General features: G+C 43.0%; 14 protein-coding genes. 6 read left to right on the forward strand and 8 right to left on the reverse strand.

The window, feature by feature from the left end:
- Positions 1 to 10: 10 nt before the first annotated feature.
- The 7 genes from nuoH to dxs form a co-directional block, all read right to left on the reverse strand.
- Entirely contained in the window at positions 11 to 1,087 is a 1,077-nt protein-coding gene (gene nuoH / locus C511_RS0103535; RefSeq protein ID WP_024995936.1) for an NADH-quinone oxidoreductase subunit NuoH, read from the reverse strand.
- A gap of 44 nt (positions 1,088 to 1,131) precedes the next feature.
- Entirely contained in the window at positions 1,132 to 2,694 is a 1,563-nt protein-coding gene (locus tag C511_RS0103540) for an NADH-quinone oxidoreductase subunit D (protein ID WP_024995937.1), read from the reverse strand.
- Positions 2,687 to 3,268 carry an NADH-quinone oxidoreductase subunit B gene (locus C511_RS0103545; RefSeq protein WP_024995938.1) on the reverse strand — a complete coding sequence of 194 codons (582 nt, stop codon included), beginning with the start codon at positions 3,266 to 3,268 and terminating at the stop codon, positions 2,687 to 2,689. The genes C511_RS0103540 and C511_RS0103545 overlap by 8 nt, the downstream gene beginning before the upstream one ends.
- Positions 3,259 to 3,609, reverse strand: a complete 351-nt coding sequence (locus tag C511_RS0103550; RefSeq protein WP_024995939.1) for an NADH-quinone oxidoreductase subunit A — start codon at positions 3,607 to 3,609, stop codon at positions 3,259 to 3,261. The genes C511_RS0103545 and C511_RS0103550 overlap by 10 nt, the downstream gene beginning before the upstream one ends.
- A 568-nt stretch (positions 3,610 to 4,177) precedes the next feature.
- Positions 4,178 to 5,629, reverse strand: coding sequence for a TrkH family potassium uptake protein (locus C511_RS0103555; protein ID WP_024995940.1), 1,452 nt, complete (start codon positions 5,627 to 5,629; stop codon positions 4,178 to 4,180).
- Positions 5,630 to 5,638: 9 nt separating this feature from the next.
- The gene (gene trkA / locus C511_RS0103560; RefSeq protein ID WP_024995941.1) at positions 5,639 to 6,979 is read right to left on the reverse strand and encodes a Trk system potassium transporter TrkA; all 1,341 of its coding nucleotides are present in this window, start codon (positions 6,977 to 6,979) and stop codon (positions 5,639 to 5,641) included.
- A gap of 61 nt (positions 6,980 to 7,040) precedes the next feature.
- Positions 7,041 to 8,951: a 1-deoxy-D-xylulose-5-phosphate synthase gene (gene dxs / locus C511_RS0103565; RefSeq protein WP_024995942.1), complete on the reverse strand. Its 1,911-nt coding sequence runs from the start codon at positions 8,949 to 8,951 to the stop codon at positions 7,041 to 7,043.
- 181 nt (positions 8,952 to 9,132) lie between these two features.
- On the opposite strand from dxs, the gene C511_RS0103570 reads away from it, so the two are divergent.
- The 5 genes from C511_RS0103570 to C511_RS0103590 all read left to right on the forward strand — a co-directional run bounded on the left by C511_RS0103570 (position 9,133) and on the right by C511_RS0103590 (position 17,107).
- On the forward strand, positions 9,133 to 10,122 hold the full coding sequence (locus C511_RS0103570; RefSeq protein WP_024995943.1) for a GSCFA domain-containing protein: 990 nt from the start codon (positions 9,133 to 9,135) through the stop codon (positions 10,120 to 10,122).
- Positions 10,098 to 12,563, forward strand: a complete 2,466-nt coding sequence (locus tag C511_RS0103575) for a bifunctional UDP-N-acetylmuramoyl-tripeptide:D-alanyl-D-alanine ligase/alanine racemase (RefSeq protein WP_027317831.1) — start codon at positions 10,098 to 10,100, stop codon at positions 12,561 to 12,563. Before C511_RS0103570 ends, C511_RS0103575 begins: the two co-directional genes overlap by 25 nt.
- A gap of 104 nt (positions 12,564 to 12,667) precedes the next feature.
- A complete protein-coding gene (locus C511_RS0103580; protein ID WP_024995944.1) occupies positions 12,668 to 12,904 on the forward strand; it encodes a Sec-independent protein translocase subunit TatA/TatB in 237 nt (78 codons plus the stop codon).
- 2 nt (positions 12,905 to 12,906) lie between these two features.
- Entirely contained in the window at positions 12,907 to 13,707 is an 801-nt protein-coding gene (gene tatC / locus C511_RS0103585; RefSeq protein ID WP_024995945.1) for a twin-arginine translocase subunit TatC, read from the forward strand.
- Positions 13,700 to 17,107 carry a DEAD/DEAH box helicase gene (locus tag C511_RS0103590; protein ID WP_024995946.1) on the forward strand — a complete coding sequence of 1,136 codons (3,408 nt, stop codon included), beginning with the start codon at positions 13,700 to 13,702 and terminating at the stop codon, positions 17,105 to 17,107. Before tatC ends, C511_RS0103590 begins: the two co-directional genes overlap by 8 nt.
- A gap of 686 nt (positions 17,108 to 17,793) precedes the next feature.
- On the opposite strand, the gene C511_RS0103595 is transcribed toward C511_RS0103590, so the two are convergent.
- Positions 17,794 to 19,260: an MFS transporter gene (locus C511_RS0103595; protein WP_024995947.1), complete on the reverse strand. Its 1,467-nt coding sequence runs from the start codon at positions 19,258 to 19,260 to the stop codon at positions 17,794 to 17,796.
- A gap of 268 nt (positions 19,261 to 19,528) precedes the next feature.
- Here C511_RS0103595 and C511_RS0103600 point away from each other — a divergent pair, with 268 nt between their 5' ends.
- Positions 19,529 to 20,743, forward strand: a complete 1,215-nt coding sequence (locus tag C511_RS0103600; RefSeq protein WP_027317832.1) for a glycoside hydrolase family 88/105 protein — start codon at positions 19,529 to 19,531, stop codon at positions 20,741 to 20,743.
- Positions 20,744 to 20,748 lie beyond the last annotated feature (5 nt).

A 20,748-nucleotide genomic window follows, 5' to 3' on the forward strand; every position in this document is an offset into this window, starting at 1 on the left:
TTCCTCCTTATTAGAAATGCAGCCCGAAGACTACGATTAATACCATGATGATAAGGTTGACCAAGCTGATGGGGACAAGGTATTTCCACTCCAGACTGAGTATCTGGTCAATACGCAAACGGGGGAACGTCCACTTGATCCACATAAGCAGGAATACAACAAAGAATGCCTTGCCGAAGAACCAGATGAATCCGGGTATATAATCCATGATTGCATTAAAGCTGTCGAGTCCCACTACGTGGAAAGGCATCCATCCTCCTAAGAAGATAGTGGTTGCAACAGAGGCAACAATAAACATGTTAAGGTATTCAGCCAGGTAGAAGAATCCGAAATGCATACCACTGTATTCGGTATGGTATCCGGCGGTGAGTTCACTCTCTGCTTCAGGCAAGTCGAACGGACCACGGTTGGTTTCGGCATTACCGGCAATGAGGTAGATGACGAATGCAATCAGAGCGGGGATGTGTCCTTTAAAGATAAACCATCCGTCTGCCTGGTTGGCTACAATTTCCGAAAACTGCATGCTGCCTGTGAGTACTACCATCGTGAGGATGGACAGTCCGACAGAGAGTTCATAACTGATAATCTGAGCACCGCTTCGCATAGCTCCGATCAATGAAAATTTGTTGTTACTTCCCCAACCTGCCAGCAAGATACCTACCACGCCGATTGATGAAGCTGCCAAGAGGAAGAACACACCCACGTTAAAGTCGAGTATCTCCATTCCTTTGTTAATAGGTATGCAAGAGAATGCCATAACAGAAGCTATGATGACCATGAAAGGGGCTAGTTCGTACAAGAACTTATCGGCATGCTTTAACTCAATAATTTCTTTGATCAGCATTTTGATTACATCGGCAAAAACCTGGATGCTTCCCCATTTACCTACACGATTCGGCCCCAAGCGGCATTGGAAAAAAGCGCAGACTTTACGCTCCATGTATATGAGAATAACGGCCAGCACTGCATACATGAGCAGGATGCAGATGCCTATTGCTACACATTCGATGAACACAGCCAGTCCTTCGGGCATAAGCGAGGTAAGTGTCTGGTGTATCCAACTGGTTACTATACTAAAATCGAACATATAATTGATTTACGTTTGATGATTTGTGTTACTACCTGTATGAATTATCTGTCTATATCGGGCACTACATAATCGAGTGTTCCGCCGATAGCAATGAGGTCGGCAATCTTGCTTCCGCGACAGATGGTGTCGACAGTGGAAACCAGAGGAAGACCGGTGCTACGGAAATGTACACGATACGGTGTTTTGTCGCCCCGACTTTCCAGATATACGCCGAACTCGCCGCGACTGCCTTCTACAGCTGTATAATACGAGCCTTCGGGTACGCGAATAATAGGTTTCATCTTTTCTTGGAAGTTACCTTCGGGGATGTTATCAATGAGTTGCTCGATAATTCGCATCGATTCCATGATTTCATCCATACGCACCATGTAACGGGCAAAGCTGTCACCTTCCGTGTATATTATTTCCTTGAAGTCAACTTTGTCGTACACTCCGTATGGCATACGCTTACGGACATCACACGCCCAACCCGATGCACGTCCGGTTCCGCCGGTAGCACCGAATGAGATGGCGTCTTCACGACTGAGCACGCCGACACCTTTCAAACGCTGTTGTGCAATCACATTACCGGTAAATACATCGTGGTATTCGTGTATGATGCCTCTCAGATAGACGATGAACTCTTTTACACGCTTTACAAAGTTAGGGTGTATATCGTCTTGTACACCTCCAATGGTGTTGTAGTTCATAATCAAGCGGCCACCACAGGTCTCTTCGAAGATGTCGAGTATCTTTTCACGATCACGGAAACCGTAGAAGAATGCAGTTAAAGCTCCCAAGTCCATGCAAAGGCAGGAGTAGAATAGTAAATGGGAGTCGATTCGTTGCAGCTCATCCATAATGGTACGGATATACTGTACGCGTTCCGAAACTTCTACGCCCATAGCTCTCTCAATACACATGCACAGGGCATGGCGGTTTTGTTGTGCACCAAGGTAGTCGAGTCTGTCTGTCAATGCCAGTGTTTGCGGGTAAGTGAGACTTTCGCACATTTTCTCAATACCTCGGTGTATGTATCCGCAGTTAGCATCTAGCTTTTTGATATTCTCGCCTTCTAGCGATACACGAAAACGCAGAACTCCGTGCGTTGCGGGGTGTTGAGGTCCTATGTTCACCACATATTCGCGGTCGTCGAAAATAATATTTTCTTTGTCCTTTATGCTACCGTCGGGGTTCAATTCCAATTCGGTGGTGGTATCTATCGTTTCTTCGTTATCCATTCGTAGCGGATTGCGTTCATCCATCGGATCGTCGTCTTTACGCATGGGATATCCTACCCAATCATTGCGTAAAAAGAGGCGGCGCATATCAGGATGCCCGATGAAGCGTATGCCGTAGAAATCATAGACTTCGCGTTCGTTAAACTCTGCGGCTTTCCAAATATCACATACGGAAGGTATTTCCGGATTCTCACGGTCGGTAGTCAATGTTTTGATGGTCATTCTTTCACCTGTCACGGTCGACTCGAGGTGATAAACTACTCCCAGGCTGTCTCCCCAGTCCATACCGGTGAGACTTTCAAGGAAGTCCATCTTTTTGTCGTTGTATAATCTTAAAGCTTCATCGTGTAGCTTCTCCAAAGGTATTTCTATGATCTCATTCATCTCTTTTCTCTTTTTTGTTAACACCACCAAAGAATTTTTCAACCTTGACCTTGCGTTGCAATTGCATTAATCCGTAATAAAATGCTTCGGGGCGGGGAGGACAACCGGGTATGTATACATCTACGGGTAGTATCTTGTCTACTCCGTTCAGTACGTGATAGGACTTCTTGAATGGACCGCCGCTTACTGCACAACCACCTACGGCAACTACGTATTTGGGGTCGGCCATTTGGTCGTAAAGTCGCTTCAGCACGGGAGCCATCTTGTTGGTAATGGTACCGCAAACCATAATCATGTCTGCTTGTCGCGGACTGGCGCGTGCTACTTCAAATCCGAAGCGGGCCATGTCATAGCGGGCCGCGCCCAATGACATGAATTCAATACCGCAACAGCTGGTAGCGAAAGTAAGCGGCCACAATGAATTGCTACGTCCCCAGTTAATGACGTCATCCAATGCACCGAGAAAAACGTTGGCTCCACCTTCGTTGAGCTCTTTGACCATTTGTTCCAATGATTCGTTATCAACGAAATCCTCGTAAGGAATCGATTTGATTTTTGGCTTTTTCATTTCCATTCTAATGCTCCTTTCCTCCAGGCATAGGCAAGACCCAGAACTAAGATTACTAAAAAGAATAGGATGCTAACCAGTGCGGCAACACCCAAGTCTTTGGTAATGACTGCCCAAGGAAATAAGAATACGGTTTCTACATCGAACATCAGGAATAGAATAGCAAATAGGTAGTATCCTACTCGGAATTGCATCCATGATTTACCGCGTGTGGGTATACCGCATTCATACGCTTCAGCTTTTTGTGCGTTGTAAGAGCGCGGAGAAATGGCTTTTGCTATGCCTAAAGCTACGGCAACTAAAGCTATTGCCGTTAATAATACAACAACTAATAATACGAAATTCATAATTCAATGTACTTAAGATTGAATGATATAATGCTAGGTTACACAGACCTTTGGCCGGTGTAACAATACTGTTCGAAAAAGAGGGAGGTTGGGTGCTAAATCAGTATCTTCCTCAACCCAAATACATAGTAGGTCTTAAGGCTCGTTGAGCTGAATAGGGAGGGGTGAGGAGGATGATAACACGAAAAAAGAGATTCCGGCTTGTAAGCACAATAGCCATTGACAAAGCGTATGAGTACTTTGTACTGTAGCGTGTAGCATTTGTCTATATGAGCTGCGTCACATGCTAGATGGGAATAGAGGTAACAAAACTGTCTTAATAAGACGGTTTGCATGCTTTGAGCACTATCAACTTCTTCTGCATGGCCAGTGGTTGGGGCTGAAGACGACACCTTTGCTGCTGTCATTACTAATGAATGAAGCATAACAACGAATAAAATAAAGATGCCGTATTTAAGTATTTTTTTCATGCTACCCCTTTTCGGCTGCAAATATAGAACTTAATTTGGCTATTTTGTAATCTCTATATATCAAAAAAAGCTTTTTTAGCACTCTTTTTTGTCGCAGATCAATTCTTCTTCCAAAAACCAGGAGTAAAGATCAGCAAGATAGTGAATATTTCTAGGCGGCCGGCAAGCATGAGGAAAGACAACAGCCATTTGGCTGCGTCTGGAAGATGGTTCCAACTATATGCGGGTCCACAAGTCCCTAATCCGGGTCCTACGCCTCCCATACTTGAAACAACTGTTCCGAATGACTCAATAAATCCTACGCCTAGTAACATCATAATAAGCTGTCCGACGACAAGTACTAATATATATAGAAAGGTAAATGCTAAAACTGAATTTTTAACTGACGGTGAAATAACTTGTTTATTTACTCGAATGGGTAATACGGCATTGGGATGTATCAAGTGCTTAAATTCATTTCTAATAATTTTAGCCAGTACTACTAAACGGATATCTTTTAAACCTCCACTGGTAGATCCGGCACAACCTCCTACTACCATGGTAAAAGCAAGAATACTCCATAAAATAGGTTCCCAAGTCATATAATCGGCAGTCGCAAATCCGGTAGTAGTATGCAAAGATGCTACTTGGAAGAGTGCTTTTCGGAATGCTTCTTCCATGCCCATTGGTGAATTCTGTATTAACTTTACTGTGATGAAAAGCGTACAGAGACCGATTGAGTATAGAAACCATTTCATTTCAGCATCACTGAAGAACTTGCGTACCTTGCCTTTAATCATGAAGAAATAGAGTGTAAAGTTGAGCCCCGATAAAATCATGAAGATAGAAATGACGTATTCTATGTAGGCAGAATTATAGTAGGCAATACTGGCTTGCTTGGTTGAGAAACCGCCTGTTGCTGTTGTGGTAAAGGAATGGCAAACTGCATCAAAGAGGCTCATGCCGCCAAACATCAGCAGAATGGTTTCACTGATGGTAAGTACCAAGTAGATACTCCATAAGAGTTTTGCCGTGACTCCAATACGAGGATGAATTTTATCGTGCGTAGGACCGGTCGCTTCGGCAGCAAATAATTGCATGCTACCTATCCCAAATATGGGTAACACAGCTATGGTAAAAAAGACAATACCAAGTCCGCCGATCCATTGAATCATGCTTCTCCAAAATAGTAATCCGTGGGGTAAGGATTCAATGTTATCGAGAATACTTGCTCCCGTAGTCGTGAAGCCCGACATGGTTTCAAAAAATGCATTTGTTATATCGGGAATGTAACCGCTTAGGTAGAATGGTAGCATACCAAAGATAGTAAAGACAACCCATACTATACTTACAATTACATATCCGTCTCGCTTGCTAAGACTTTTTTCGGCGTTCCTGCCCATTAAGAGCAATAAATTACCCGTAATAAATGTGATACCTGTAGTCAGCAGAAAACTATTCAGATCATCTTCCTGATAATATAGAGAGACTCCGATGCACGATAACAACATGGCTGTTTCAATAAGAATCAGAAACCCCATGATTCGGTAGATCATTTTGGTGTTAAGCATGACAGTCTTTTAGTTGAAGAATTTTTCTATTTTTTTTATCATCATACTTAGGCAGAACACAACGACGTGATCTCCGGCATGTATTAACGTATCACCGGTAACCACAATACCAACTCCGTCTCTGATTAGCCCTCCGATGGTAGTACCTTTGGGGAGGCCGAGATCTTTAACATGATGGCGGGTTATTTTAGAGTCTGCCTTCACTGTAAATTCGGCAACATCTGCATTAGCGAAGGTTAAACTTTTCACGTTCGATACATCAGCATCGAGCATCATTTGATAGATATGTCCGGCAGCAATCATTTTTTTATTGATCACAGTACCGATGTCCAGGCTTTCTGCCATTCCGATGTAGTCAATGTTCTCAACCTCTGCCACGGTTTTGCTTACACCCATTCGTTTGGCAGCTAGGCAAGCCAGAATATTTGTCTCAGAATTACCGGTAAGTGCCACAAATGCTTCTGTGTTTTTCAATCCTTCCTCAGTAAGCAAGTCGAGATCTCTTCCGTCTCCATTGATGATCATGACCTTGTCATCCAACAGTTCGGTTAATCGGTTGCACCGGTTGACGTCTTGTTCTACTATTTTGACCTGCATGTAGTCGGGTACGTATTGAGCCGTTCTTACCGCGATGCGGCCCCCGCCCATGATCATAACATTGCGTACATCGGCATAATCTTCTTTGCCGGCAATTTTCCGAATATAAGGAATGTATTTACGGGTTGTGGTGAAATAGACAATATCATGTAACTTTATCACATCACTACCTCGTGGGATAATGGTTTCGTTTCCTCTTTTAATGGCTACGATGTGATAGGGGTTGTTGCCGCTACCCAATTGTTGAAGCGAAATGTTTAATATTTCGGCACTCTCTCTCATTTTAGTTCCAATGAGAATCAAGGCGCCTCCGCAAAACTCCCACCATTGTCTGATCCAACTCATTCGCATAGATGAAACAATTTCTTTTGCAGCAAGCATTTCAGGATAGATGAGTGAATCGACACCTAATTTTTGGAAGAATTCTTTATTTTTGGGCAGCAGATATTCATAATTATCAATACGGGCTACTGTCTTTTTAGCCCCCAGATTACTGGCAATCATGCAAGCCGTCATATTGCGGCTTTCATCGGGTGTAACTGCAATGAATAAATCAGCTTCACTGGCACCTACTTCTTTCAATCCGGAGATGGAAGAGGGCGAAGCACATACAGTCATCAGGTCGAAGTTAGAACCCAATGCGCTCAACTTTTCTTCATTGTCATCAATCAAAATAATATCCTGTTTCTCACGGGATAGTAATTTGGCTAAGTGTGTGCCTACAGCTCCGGCACCCGCAATAATAATTTTCATCGCAATACCTGTTTTTCTTTTAATTCGTTTTCCAAACGATTGTTTTATATTGTCAGGAGGTTCACACCTCTTGATTGTGCATTTGTATAATTGCTTTGCAGATAGCGGGTGCATCTATTTCGCACAACGAATGCAGTTCTTGTACACTTCCGTGCTCAATAAACAGATCCGGTATACCGATGCGTTTTACATGCGGATAATAATTGTTGTCCGACATAAATTCAAGTACTGCACTACCCATACCTCCTTTAATCACTCCATCTTCTACGGTAATTACTTTCTTGAATTGTCGGCCAACTTCGTGCAACAATTCTTCATCGAGTGGTTTGAGATACCTCAAATCGTAATGAGCAATTGAAATACCTTCTTTTGTTGCCATATCAATAGCCTCTGCTGCTGCTTTACCGATTGGACCGATTGTTATGACGGCAATTTCGTTGCCATCTGTGAGTTTACGACCTTTACCAACCGGAATCTCTTCCAATGGACATTCCCAATCAGTGAGTGATCCTCTTCCTCGCGGATAACGGATCACAAACGGCCCTTTATCGGGTAGTTGAGCGGTGTACATCATTCTTCTGAGTTCATGTTCATCAAGAGGTGATGCAATAGTCAAATTGGGTATCGGTCTTAAGTAAGCCATGTCGAACACGCCGTGATGCGTAGGTCCGTCTTCTCCAACCAGTCCCGCTCTATCCAGACAAAAAATTACGTGTAGCTTTTGAATTGCCACGTCGTGAATAATATTATCGTATGCCCGTTGCATGAACGAAGAATATATGTTGCAGAAAGGTATTAGTCCGTCTTTGGCCATTCCTCCTGAGAAAGTGACAGCGTGTCCCTCGGCTATACCGACATCAAATGCTTTATCAGGCATTTTATCCATTAGTATATTCATGGAACAACCTGTAGGCATGGCTGGAGTTACTCCGATGATTTTGTCATTCATAGATGCCAGCTCAACCAACGTATTGCCAAACACTTCCTGAAAGAGAGGGGGCATTCCGTTTGTGTTAGCCACAAAACGTTCTCCCGTCTGTGGATCAAACTTGCCGGGTGCATGCCATAAAGTAGCCTGCTTCTCTGCCGGTTCAAATCCTTTTCCTTTAATAGTATGCAAGTGTAATATTTTGGGTCCTTGCATGTCTTTTATATCATGAAGTATCCGGGTGAGGTTCTTTACATCGTGCCCGTTAATAGGACCGAAATAACGAATATTCATGCCTTCAAATATGTTTTGTTGCTGAGCCAACATAGACTTGAGGCTGTTGGCAAAGCGTATGAGGCTTTTTCTTCGTGATTCGTTCAAAACCCCCATTTTGAATAACATCTTAGATGCTTCAAATCGTAACCGATTATAACGGTTGGATGTAGTGAGGTTAAACAGATACTCCTTCATCCCTCCAACACTGCGGTCGATAGACATATTGTTATCATTGAGTATAATCAATAAGTTGTTGGGAGTTGATGAAGCATTGTTGAGACCCTCAAAAGCAAGTCCGCCGCTCATGGAACCGTCACCAATAACAGCAATCACATGCCGTTTACGATCTCCTTTTTTCTGAGCGGCTACTGCCATGCCCAGAGCTGCAGAAATAGAGTTTGATGCATGTCCGCATGTAAATGTATCATATTCACTTTCCTCGGGTGAGGGGAAAGGACGAATGCCTTTGAATTTACGATTAGTTGAAAAGACTTCTCGTCGGCCTGTTAGAATTTTATGTGCGTATGCCTGATGCCCAACATCCCATACGATGCGGTCGTAAGGGGTATTGTAAACGTAATGCAGAGCAACTGTGAGTTCTACGACTCCCAGGCTGGCTGCAAAATGTCCTGGGTTACAGGACAGTTCTTTTATGATGTCTTGCCTAAGTTCTTCACATACCAAAGGAAGCTCATTCAGGGTCAGTTTACGTAAGTCTTCCGGATATGAAATGAATTTTAGCAAGTTATGTATTTGCTCGTTTTCCATTATATGGCCAAAATTTACTGCAAAATTAGTATAAATAAGTCGAAGTATGCTCTTTTAAGGCATAATTTTATAGCAATGTGACTTACTGTCATTCCTAATCCTGCATTTTAAATGAATTCATGCATTGTTCTGAATTTATTGCCTTATTTTTGTCACACGAAAATGATAAATAGCCTATAGAATGGAACTAATTACAAAAGTTGAGTACGGTAAAGCGCCTTTCAAAATCAGTCACTTGTCGAAATCTTTGTTACTGGGTTCATGTTTTGCCGAAAATATAGGTTGCCTGATGAGGGAGAATAAGTTCGACTGCGATGTCAATCCGTTTGGTATTCTATACAATCCGCTATCTGTGTCGAAAGCTCTTGACGATATTATTGCGTGTAAGCACTACGGACCCGATGATTTGTTCTTTCACCAAGAATGTTACCATAGCTATATGCACCATGGAAGTTTCTCGGCGACCAATCAGGAAATAGTACTTGATACTATCAATACCCGTCTGAGCAAAGCATCTCAACGATTGGCACAAACAGAAGTGCTTATTATCACGTTTGGCACAGCATGGGTGTATTATCTGCAAAGCACTCGGGAAGTTGTGTCAAATTGCCATAAGATGCCTGCAAAAAAATTTGTAAGAGAAAAGTTAACGGTAAACGACATTGTGGAAAACTATTCTTCGCTGATTGCTAAGCTGCAGCAATGTTCTCCTAATCTGCGCCTATTGTTTACGGTGAGCCCTATCAGGCATGTGAAAGACGGCTTGCATGAAAATCAATTAAGCAAGGCAACACTTCTTTTAGCGGTTGACGAATTAACAAGAAGGTTTCCCGAACAAATTTCTTACTTCCCTGCTTATGAAATTGTAATGGATGAACTGAGGGATTATCGTTTCTACGCCGATGATATGGTTCATCCTTCTGCATTAGCAATTCAATATATATGGGAGCGTTTTTGTGAATTGTATTTTTCGGCTGACACGCTTCAATTAATGAAGGAATGTAGCAATCTGGCTCGAGCATTAGCTCACAGACCTCTGAAGCCCGATTCGACAGAGTATAAAAGATTTTTAGGACAAATAGTGTTAAAAATCGAGCAACTTAACGAAAAATACCCGTACTTAGATTTGAAAAAAGAATTAGAACAATGTTATATACAATTGAATCAATAGCAAAACTGATTGACGCCAAGTGCATGGTTCATGCCGAGGCACACATTGATTGGTTACTTACCGATAGTCGCTCTTTATGTTTTCCGGAGACTACCTTGTTTTTCGCTTTATCAACGAAACGTAACGATGGCTCCAAGTATATTCCCGATTTGTATGCTCGTGGAGTACGTAACTTTGTAGTAAGCAAACTGCCTGAGAACAAGGATGAATACCCGGATTCTAATTTTCTGGTAGTGAGCAATCCGCTGAAAGCTTTGCAAAAACTGGCAGAGTTACACCGCCAGAAATTTCAGGTTCCCGTTATCGGAATTACCGGAAGCAATGGTAAAACCATTGTGAAAGAGTGGCTTCATCAGCTACTTAGTCCGGAACGTACTATTGTGAGATCACCCCGAAGTTATAATTCGCAGATAGGGGTACCCATCTCCGTGTGGCAGATGAACGAATCTACCGAATTGGGAATCTTTGAGGCGGGCATCTCTGAAGTAGGAGAGATGCGGGCATTGCAAAATATCATCAGACCTACCATAGGAGTGTTGACCAATATAGGCGGTGCTCATCAGGAAAACTTCTTCTCGTTGCAGGAAAAGTGCATGGAGAAGCTCTTGCTTTTTAAAGATTGCGAGGTCGTTGTTTATAACGGCGACAATGAACTGTTGAGCAATTGTGTTGCCAAATCCATGCTTACTGCCCGTGAAATTGCTTGGTCATGTGTGGACATGGAGAAGCCGCTCTACATCAGTAGTATCAAAAAGGAAGCCGACTGCACGGTTATCTCCTATCGTTATCTGGAGATGGATAATACCTTCACCATTCCTTTTATTGATGATGCGTCAATAGAAAACTCACTGAACTGCTTAGCCGTTTGTCTATACCTCATGCTATCTCCCGAACAAATTACGGAACGTATGCAACAGCTCGAACCTGTTGCCATGCGCCTAGAAGTAAAGGAAGGAAAGAATAACTGTGTGCTGATTAACGATAGTTACAATTCAGACTTGGCTTCGCTGGATATTGCACTTGATTTTGTCTATAGACGTTCTTTGTCGAAGGGGCTCAAACGTACCTTGATTTTGTCGGATATGCTTGAAACGGGACAAAGCGTAACTACCCTTTACCGTAAGGTGGCACAGTTGGTTCATAGTCGCGGCATAGAAAAGATAATAGGTGTGGGAGAGGATATCTCTTCGTGTGCAGACCGCTTTGATGTGGAGAAGTATTTCTTTCAGGATACAGAATCATTGTTGCACTCGGATGTAATTAAGAATCTCCGTAATGAAATTATTCTGATTAAAGGTTCTAGAAACTTTGAGTTTGACACCGTATCCGAACGATTAGAACTGAAGGTGCATGAAACAATTCTGGAAATAAATCTGAATGCCTTGGTTGGTAATCTAAACTATTACCGTTCTAAACTGAAACCCGAAACGAAAATAGTTTGCATGGTTAAAGCATTTGCTTACGGCGCCGGTTCGTACGAAGTTGCTAAAACTTTGCAAGAACACAGGGTTGATTATCAAGCAGTAGCTGTAGCCGACGAAGGTTCCGAACTTCGCAAAGCTGGCATTACCGGATCAATCATCATTATGAACCCCGAAATGACAGCTTTTAAAACGTTGTTCGATTACAAACTGGAACCCGAGGTTTATAGTTTTCATTTGCTCGATGCTCTAATTAAAGAGGCCGAAAAAGAAGGTATAACTAATTTTCCGATACATATTAAGCTGGATACCGGTATGCACAGGCTCGGTTTTGCTCCGGAGGATGTGCCGGCTTTGATTAAACGTTTGAAAGGTCAGAATGCTGTAATTCCACGTTCTGTCTTCTCGCACATGGTGGGCAGTGACAGTGAACAGTTTGATGCATTTACCCGTAAACAAATTGCTGCGTTCGAAGAAGCCTCTACACTTTTACAAAATGCCTTTCCGCATAAAATACTTCGTCATATCTGCAATTCAGCCGGTATTGAACGCTTTCCGGAAGCACAGTATGACATGGTGCGTTTGGGTATCGGTTTATATGGCGTTAGTCCCATCGATAATTCCGTTATAAATAACGTAAGCACATTGAAAACAACCATTCTGCAGATACGCAACGTGCCGGCCGATGATACGGTGGGCTACAGTCGTAAAGGTCATCTGACCCGTGATTCGCGCATTGCTGCCATTCCGATAGGCTATGCCGACGGACTGAACCGACATTTGGGAAATGGAAAAGGATATTGCCTTGTTAACGGTCAGAAAGCCCCTTATGTAGGCAATATCTGTATGGATGTGTGCATGGTTGACGTTACCGGAATTGATTGCAAGGAAGGTGATCCGGTTATTATATTCGGAGACGAATTACCCATAACGGTACTTTCGGATTTGCTGGAAACCATTCCGTACGAGGTGCTCACCAGCGTGTCGTCGAGGGTGAAACGAATCTATTTCCAAGATTAATATTCTGGGCGTTAAACTTAGGAAATAAAAAACTTGGTGACATGCTTGCTTTTACCTAGTTTTGTGTGATTATAACTTATGTATCTACCTAATAATCTGAATGTATGGTTAATGAATTAGTGATTTTAGGCTTTATTCCCAGTGGGTCGGAGTTTCTGATTCTGGCACTGCTGATTTTGTTATTCTTTGGAGGAAGAAAAATTCCTGAGTTGATGAAGGGATTGGGCAAAGGCGTAAAGAGTTTCAAAGAAGGAGTCAACGAGGCCAAAGAAGAAATCAACAAAGCGAAAGAAGAGGTTGAGAAACCGGCTGATGATACGACGAACGAGAAGAAAGACTAGCAATGGCAGAAATGACCTTTTGGGATCATTTGGATGAATTGCGGAAAGTACTGTTTCGCATCTTGGGAGTTTGGTTTGTTCTGGCAATTGGTTATTTCATTGCCATGCCTTGGTTGTTTGACCATGTGATACTGGCTCCCTGCCACAATGATTTTGTTTTTTACTCATTGTTACGGTCTATCGGAGAATCGCTTAACCTGACGGATGATTTCTTTACGCAAGAATTCTCCGTCAAGTTGGTTAACATCAACCTGGCCGCTCCATTTTTTATCCACATGTCTACCGCATTCTGGATGTCGGTTGTCACAGCCATGCCCTATCTTTTCTGGGAAATTTGGAAATTTATTAGTCCGGCTCTGTATCCCCATGAACAGAAGGGTGTGCGCAAAACATTGATTTTAGGCGCCATGATGTTTTTTATTGGCGTGTTGATGGGTTATTTTATGGTTTATCCGTTGACGTTGCGCTTCCTGACAACGTATGAGCTGAGTGCCGAAATAGTAAACCAAATATCGCTGAACTCATACATTGACAATTTCATGGTATTGGTGCTGTGCATGGGACTAGCGTTTGAACTGCCACTTGTGACCTGGTTGCTCTCCCTCTTGGGGTTAGTGAACAAAACCTTTCTTCGCAAATACCGCAAGCACGCCATTATTATTATTGTTGCGGTAGCTGCCATTATTACTCCTACCGGTGACCCATTTACCCTGAGTGTGGTTTCTATTCCCCTAATCATTTTATATGAACTAAGCATTCTGTTGATAAAAGACAAAGATTCGCTACCTTTGCCAAATGATTGATGAAGTAAAAGAATACTATGACATATTGTTGGCACTTTGTGAGGCAGAGGAAACTTCGCTGAGTGCTCGCTACCGACAGTTGCGTGACATGCTGGAACGTATTTGTCGTTTATACATGAAAGACGAAAGTCTTCAGATGACCGATTTAGCTGCACGAATCAGTTTTCTGTCGTCTTGCGTGTCGTTAGATAGTGCAGAACAAAACAAGCTACACACGTTCAGGCTTACATCCAATGCCATACTCAACCATGAATTGGCTCCAACCAAAGAACTCTTCCTTCGTGATGTAAAAACGTTGAGCTACCTGCTTCGGAAATTGACGAGTCAAGATATTCCATCCAAACTCTACAACCTCTTACCTAAGCTACAGCCGGCTTCTTTTAAACAGACCTCAACACGCAAGCAATTCAGCAGAATGAGGGTGTGTTTTCAATATGCCGATGACACTTTTCTGTATGTGATGCCTGTTGATGAAGTATCCGACGAATGTCTTCGTGTGCGTTATAATGAGCCGCAGGTAAATGAAGAATTTGCTGAAACCTGCAAGTTATTGTGGACGCATGCGCAGTTGAATCTGCTGGATGTACGTGTTGGTGAAGATGGCGTATTGCTTCCTGCTTTTATTGTTTTGGAACCCGATTACCTGATAGATATCAGCTCATTGGCAGAATGCTTTCGAGATTACGGTCATCACCCGGCCAATTACCTGTTAAGCAGACTTCAACCCATAGACAATGCGCGGCCTTTGCTGCTGGGAAATATCGCCAACCTCTTTCTGGATGAATGGATACATGCGGATGGAGAGGTTGACTACATCAGCAGCATGAAAAAGGCGTTTCGCCGGTACCCCATTGAATTGGCTGCTTGTAGTGAGTTGACAGACAAAGAGCGTGAGCGTCAATTCTTTGATGATTGCAAGATGCATTTTGAAAACATTCGCCGCATGGTGACCGATACGTTTGCTTCGCCCGGTTACGACCTGAACAAAAAAGATGCTGTGCTCGAGCCGGCCTATATTTGTGAAGCTTTGGGGCTGCAGGGACGCCTCGATTATATGCAACGTGATATGCGTTCGTTTATTGAGATGAAGTCGGGCAAGGCCGATGAATATGCTATAAAAGGAAAGATAGAGCCAAAAGAAAATAACTTGGTACAAATGTTGCTATACCAAGCGGTGCTGCAATATTCCATGGGAGTAGATCACCGTAAAGTGCGTCCTTATTTACTCTACACACGCTATCCGTTGCTCTATCCGGCACGTACCTCCTGGGCGCTGGTGCGACGTGCCATTAACCTGAGAAACCGTATTGTTGCGAATGAATTCGGTGTACAGTTGCATAATAATATAGAATACACCGGTAACCTGTTGGAGCAAATCAATGCGAACACATTGAATGAGAAACATCTTTCAGGTCGGTTCTGGGAACAATACCTGGCACCTTCTATTGATGGCTTTCGTGGAGAACTGCAACAGCTTACCTCCATCGAAAAAGCTTATTACCTAACCGTTTATAATTTCATCACCAAAGAACAGTATACCGCAAAATCGGGTGATATTGATTACGAAGGTCGTGCCGGAGCAGCTGCGTTGTGGCTTGCCTCATTGTCTGAGAAGCTGGAAGCAGGCGAAATTCTGCATCGTTTAACTATTGTTGAGAACCATGCTGCCGATGAACACAAAGCATCGCTTACTCTAGCTATTCCCGAAGCCGACTGCTGTGAAGTTGAAGCAGAGGTGGCGTTGCCTAATTTCAGGCAAGGAGATGCTGTTGTTTTGTATCAGCGAAACAACGATGCCGATAAGGTTACCAATCAAATGGTTTTTAAAGGTAATATTGAATACATTGACGAACATTGTGTGAAAGTACGGCTGCGTGCTTCGCAACAAAATCCTTCGGTGATTCCGGCCGATAGTCTCTATGCGCTGGAACACGACGTCATGGATACCACTTTCCGAAGCATGTATATGGGACTGTCGGCTTTTGCACGTGCCACGAAAGAAAGGCGTGACTTGCTTCTCTTTCAGCGCCTGCCTCAGTTTAGCACGGCTTATAATGAACAGATAGTAAATGCCTCGACCGACTTTGATCGTGTTGCGTGGAAAGCATTGGCTGCCCAAGATTATTTCCTGTTGGTTGGTCCTCCGGGAACGGGCAAAACATCGCGAGCTTTGCGCTTGATGGTTGAACGCTTTCGGGAAAATCCTGAGGTACATATTCTGCTAATGGCTTATACCAATAGAGCCGTTGATGAAATATGTAAGGCCTTGTCGGCCATCACACCTGCTGTTGACTTCATCCGTGTTGGTAGCGAATTATCTTGTGATGCCGCTTACAGAAATCACCTGATGGAGAATGAGCTGGCGCTTTGCACCCGTCGATCGGAAGTAGTAGAGCGCATGGTATCCTGTCGGATATTTGTGGGGACAGTGGCTTCCATAGCCGCCAAACCCGAATTGTTCCGCCTTAAAACCTTTGACGTGGCAATTGTTGATGAGGCTACTCAAATACTGGAACCTCACTTGCTGGGCATACTGTGCGCTCGCAACGCAGCCGGCTCCAATGCAATTGGCAAATTTATCCTCATAGGCGATTACAAACAGTTGCCGGCCGTGGTTCAGCAAAGCGATGTTCACTCCGAAATACACGAAGACAGTTTGCGTTCGGCCGGACTTGTGAATCTCAAAGAATCTTTGTTTGAGCGGCTTCACCGTGCCTGCCTCTCTGCACCGGTAAAGGAGCAGGCGGTTGACCAGCTGTGCCGACAAGGCAGAATGAATCCGGAGGTTGCTCTGTTTCCGAACGAGGCTTTTTATGGTGGAAAATTGGTCTCAATAGGCCTTCCGCATCAAGTTGATGAAATTTTGCCGGCCGATACGCTGACAGACGATAAACTCAACGCACTAATAACTCATCGCGTTGCTTTTCTTCCCTCAGAGCCCAATAAACAAGGAGCATCTGTTAAGGTGAACTACTGTGAAGCCCGTTTGTGTGCTCAATTGGCACGGAAAGTGTTTGAGCAGTATCAAAACACATTCAATCCTTCTTTTACGCTGGGCATTATTACACCCTACCGCAGTCAGATTGCACTAATCAAAAAAGAGCTTTGTCTGATGGGCATCCCTCAGCTGAACTCCATATTGGTTGATACGGTAGAACGATTTCAAGGAAGCGAACGCGATGTTATTATCTATTCTTTCTGTGTGAATCAACCCTATCAGCTTCGTTTCTTGTCGAACCTGATGGAAGAAGACGGTGTAGCGGTTGACAGAAAATTAAATGTGGCTTTAACGCGTGCCCGAAAACAAATGTTCATAATGGGCGTGCCTCAATTGTTGGCTCTGAATCCGATCTATAAAAAGCTGCTCAATTTTATCAAAATGAAAGCAGATTTTACATAAATACGGAGTAATTAGGTTTTATTCTGTCTTTATGCGGTTTGTTAACACTTTCGTATTGCCAAAACCTCTATATTTGCACTACGTTTTTTTCATAGAGATTTAGATTTAAGGTTAGAAGAATTGTGGAAGTCGTGAGACTTCCCTTTTTTTTGCCTTAAGCCTCCTCTTTCTTTCATAGATTGAAGGGGGCTCAAAAAGTCCTTTCGTGAGAAAGGGCTTTTTTATTGATATATGCCATTCCGAATCATACCGCTACATAAAAAGTATGAAAAAAAGTATCACCAAGTATCACCAATCTTGTAAAGATCTGAAAATAAGACCATTACGTGTGACACTTGGCTAAAAAAAAGCCTCACCAAGTATCACCAAGTATCACCAACTTTTTTGCAGTGATTCTTTACAGTACAACACTAATTAAATCTTTCACATAAAGGATTTCAATCAGCCTGCTTATGCGATTTATTTTGCTGGTGAGCCATTCTCGTCTCCACCCCGATGTACACAGTTTGTACACCCCCATGTATAGATTGTGTAGACCCGGGTGTACAAGCGTCCTACACCCGGGTCTACACTGAGATTTGCAACCAGCAAAATTTATTGGAGCTATATGGCAAATAAAAAATCCCCCGACTATTTGCAGCGAACTGCAATAGCCGGAGGACTTTATGATTCTTTATGGAGAAGTATTATTCTACCACGATTGGTTTGTAGTGAGGAACCAATGTTTTCATTACGATCCATCCAATGAGATAAGCTACCGCACAGATAGAGAAAATAATGAAATAGCCCGACTCAATTCCTTCGAAGCCCATGAATTTCATGTTGGTTGTTTCTGCATGGTCAAATAAAAGACCCGATCCTTTATTGATAAGGAAAGAACCAACACCACCTGCCATACCGCCAATGCCTGTAATGGTAGCAATAGCCGATTTGGGGAACATATCACCTACGGTTGAGAAGATGTTGGCCGACCATGCCTGGTGGGCTGCACCTGCAATACCGATGATGATAACCGGATACCAATAAGAAATGTGTCCCAATGGTTGTGCTGCAAGAGCCAATAGGGGGAAAAATGCAAAGATAAGCATAGAGCGCATACGGCCTGCATAGGGGTTCATTCCTTTCTTATCAACGAAGTAAGTAGGCAACCATCCGCCAATGATTGAAAGCAAGGTGATGGCGTATAGAACAAATAGAGCCAACTGGCTTTCGAAATCAGAAGATTTCATTCCGTATACCGAGCTCAGGTAGGCTGGTGTCCAGAATAAGAAGAACCACCAAACGCCATCGGTCATGAATTTACCAAAGGCAAACGCCCATGTCTGCTTGAATTTGAAACATTCGGCAAAAGTGAGCTTGCGTTGTGCCTTAGCCGGTTCACCGTTAACAGAAGCCGCTTGCGTATCGTCTTTATCTTGTTGAATGTAAGTGAGCTCAGCAGCATTAACTTTGGGGTGATCTTCGGGTTTTTTATATACAAATACCCAGAATCCCATCCAGATGAAGCCCAATGCACCAATGATGATGAAAGCCATTTCCCAACCGAAATGCTCCGCAATAACCGGAATGGTAACAGGTGCAGCAAGAGCACCTACGGTAGCACCTGCATTGAAAATACTGGTTGAAAGCGCTCTGTCTTTCTTGGGAAAATACTCGGCAGTAGCTTTAATCGCAGCAGGAAAGTTACCGGCTTCACCCACAGCAAGTACAAAACGAGCGAAGATAAACAGTGTAACGCTGACAGATACTACCATGGAAGCATCTCCTACGGTTGCAATCGCTTCTTTGGCGCCTTCAAAACCTACGAGCCATTGGCCTGTAGTAACACCAGACGTTGCTATACCGCAAAAAGCATGAAGACATGCACCGACAGACCAAACACCAATTGCCCATAAGAAGCCTTTTTTTGTGTCCAACCAATCGACTACGCGACCTGCAAAAAGCATACTGGCAGCATAGAAAATTGAAAAAAGAGCCGTAATATTACCATAGTCATCATTTGTCCAATGGAACTCGGGGGCGATAAAGTCTTTCCATGTCAGCGACAAGACTTGTCGGTCCAGGTAGTTAACTGTAGTGGCAAAGAACAACATGGCGCAAATGGTCCATCTGTAGTTCGTCATTTTTTCATTTACTTTCTGAAATGTACTCATGATAGTTAATTTAAAATTATATAGTTTTTATCTGTTGCCAAAATTAGTTATAATTTGATGTAAATCAACTATAAATATTGCTTAATTTAGTGTATAAATTGACCGAAGTAGTGCAAAATCGTTCGCGATAACGAAGATAATCGTTAGCGTACACGAGAAAATGTAATTAATACACCTTTTAAAACGAAAAATACACAAATGTGTATAAACAAGGTATTATCTTTGTATAATGGCAAGAAATCTATTACCTAATTAATTTAAAGAAAAGATGAATAAACTAATTTGTAACCTACTTATGATGGGAGCTGTGGTTAGCTCTTTGCAAGTCAGCGCCCAGAAAGTTGACGAACAGCTTCCGTGGTCTGTGCGTATGACCGAATCGGAAATGATTCGTTGTCCGGAGTCTTGGCAGCTCGACTTTCAACCTAGTTTGAAGTGGGATTATTGTCACGGACTTGAATTACAGGCCATGCTTGATGTGTATGATGCTTACGGTGACAAGAAGATATATGATTATGCTTATGCCTACGCCGATACCATGATTCAGGCCGACGGGAGTATCAAAACCTACAAATTAAGTGAGTATAACATTGACCGTTTAAACTCGGGCAAGTTTTTATTTCGCATCTTCGAACAATCAAAAGAAGAGAAATTCCAGAAAGCCATTGATTTACTTAGAAGTCAGCTCGATACACATCCACGGAATGCCGATGGAGGTTTTTGGCACAAAAAAATATATCCTAACCAAATGTGGCTCGACGGACTCTACATGGGAGCACCTTTCTACGCTGAGTATGCGTTCAGAAATAGCCGTCCGCAAGATTATAAAGATGTAGTCAACCAATTCATTACCGTGGCACGACATACGTACGATCCCAAAAACGGATTGTACCGCCATGCTTGCGATGTGAGCAAAAAAGAACGATGGTCGGACCCCGTTACCGGACAATCGGCTCATAGCTGGGGTAGGGCAATGGGGTGGTATGCCATGGCATTTGTCGATGCACTCGATTTTATTCCAAAACATGAAGCAGGAAGAGACTCAATGCTTGTTATTTTAAATAATATCGCTACTCAGGTGAAGAAAATTCAAGATCCCAAAACCGGATTGTGGTATCAGGTGCTCGATAGAAGCGGTGATAAAGGCAATTACCTTGAATCTTCATGCTCAACCATGTTTGTGTATACACTCTTTAAAGCTGTACGCATGGGCTACATTGATCCTTCCTATCTGGAAGTGGCAATAAAAGGATACAAAGGGATTTTGAATAACTTTATTGAGGTTGACAAGAACGGACTGGTTAGCATCACCAAAGCTTGTGCAGTGGCCGGATTGGGCGGAAAGAATTACCGTTCGGGAGATTATAACTATTATATAAATGAAACTATTCGCAGCAACGATCCCAAGGCTGTTGGTCCGTTTATCATGGCCAGTCTGGAGTGGGAACGCCTTCAACGGTTAGGATGTAAACTGGCTAAATAATGATG

It is taken from the genome of Bacteroides graminisolvens DSM 19988 = JCM 15093, assembly GCF_000428125.1.
In the GTDB taxonomy this organism is placed as follows: Bacteria; Bacteroidota; Bacteroidia; order Bacteroidales; family Bacteroidaceae; genus Bacteroides; species Bacteroides graminisolvens.